The organism is Luteimonas sp. A537, assembly GCF_054052065.1.
This window is the reverse complement of the sequence record NZ_JBSVRH010000019.1, coordinates 1-1,566: the sequence shown is the minus strand read 5'-3', so window position 1 is coordinate 1,566 and position 1,566 is coordinate 1. Positions and strand designations below refer to the sequence as shown.

Genomic DNA, 1,566 nt, shown 5'->3' with positions numbered 1-1,566 from the left:
CTCCACTCGACGCTGGGCTACGTCAGCCCGGAGCAGTTCGAGCGGGCCCACGCTGCTTAGACGGGTGTCCGAGAAACGGGGGCAAGATCAGAGTTCAACCCCCGCCTTACCGCACGTCCGTAGAGGTTGGCGGCCGCAGGGCGCAGCACGTACCCGTTCAGCCGCGCTGCCACCGCCGCGCCCCCCCCGCCGAAATTCGATCGGGAAAATCCTTCGCCCTCAAACGCGTCCCCCACGGCATCGGGCAAATCGTCCACCCAAAGATAGACATCGACCAGGATATCGCCCGCTTGCTGCGCGCCACGCGTTTCGAGCGCGATGGCGCCCTCCAGAACAAGGCTCTGCACGCGCTCGCCCTTGACCGTCCCCGCGAACTTGCGCACGGCGTTCTGGATGGCGCCGACCTGTTGCCGCCAAATACGCGCCGCGTCCGGCATCGGCAGGCTCAGCTTGAGCAGTGCGGGCGGATTGGCGCCACTGGCGTGTCCGCCCAGCAGACCCGCGAGCGCCGCCAACTTCTGCCGGAACGCAACCGAGATCTGCTGGCGCTTGCTCAGGCCGGTGGCTACCGCACCCATGACCGTCAACACGGGGCTGGCATAGCCGGCCAACACGAGCTTGAAGTAAGGCAGATAGCGCAGCATCGCCCTGCCCTCAGCGCCAAGTTCCTCTGGCTTGAGTTTGTCCAACTGGCTGACGATCGACCTCAGGCGTCCATATGGCCCACTGCCCTTCGCCACCCATTCGGCGAACGCACTCTTCTGGTTGCCCAAGAGCGCGCGTAACAGCAGGTTTTCCTTGTCGTTCGGATTGTCGGTCAGGAATTTCTGGTACCAGTCCAGGCCATTGTCGGTCAGATATCCGGCATAGGTCAGCTTGCACACGCAGACCAGATAGAACACGCCATCGAAGATGTAGTCCTCGTCGAAATCGTGACCGGTCACCAGTTTGCGCGCGGCACTGTCGAACAGAACCTTGTAGTCGAGCTCCACTCGAGCCAGTTTGCGGCTGTCGTCTTCCGTCTTGGCCTTGAACGTATCGAGGAACCGGGTGTGGGCATGCGTGCCGCCATTGGCCTGTAGCTTGTCGTGCACTTCGTCCTTGAGCGAGCGTGTATCGCTATCGATCCCTCGCGCATCGGGGACGGTCACGAATCCCGGTTTGCTGTAGTCCACGGACCTGGCCATGCCATCGTGCGTCGTCTGCGGCGCGAAGGACGCGTCCGGAGGCAACGCCCCCGACCGCTTGAGCCCCTCAAATTGGGCCACATACATGCTTTGTCCGTTGTACTGAGCGTACCCGGCCGCGGTGTACTGCTGCTTCTTGGCTTCGCCCTGCTGGTCGATGATGGCAAGCAGGCCCTCTATGCTCAGGGCGGACTTCAGCATCCAGTCCGCCCTGCCTGCATCGCCACCCGATTGCTGGCTGACCCATTGCGTGGCGGATGAATCATGACAACGCCGTCGCCGAGAGCTGATCTTGCCCCCGTTTCTCGGACACCCGTCTAAGCAGCGTGGGCCCGCTCGAACTGCTCCGGGCTGACGTAGCCCAGCGTCGAGTGGAGCC

1 protein-coding gene is annotated in these 1,566 nt (G+C 63.2%); it reads right to left on the bottom strand.

Translation table 11 applies throughout. The annotated features are described in order from the left end of the window. Positions 1-56: 56 nt before the first annotated feature. Positions 57-1,388, bottom strand: a complete 1,332-nt coding sequence (locus ACW7GZ_RS14865; RefSeq protein ID WP_457010047.1) for a hypothetical protein — start codon at positions 1,386-1,388, stop codon at positions 57-59. Positions 1,389-1,566: the final 178 nt, after the last annotated feature.

Excerpts from the sequence above, each read along its gene's own strand:
- ACW7GZ_RS14865 (WP_457010047.1), bottom strand. The coding sequence starts at position 1,388 with ATGCTGAAGTCCGCCCTGAGCATAGAGGGCCTGCTTGCCATCATCGAC.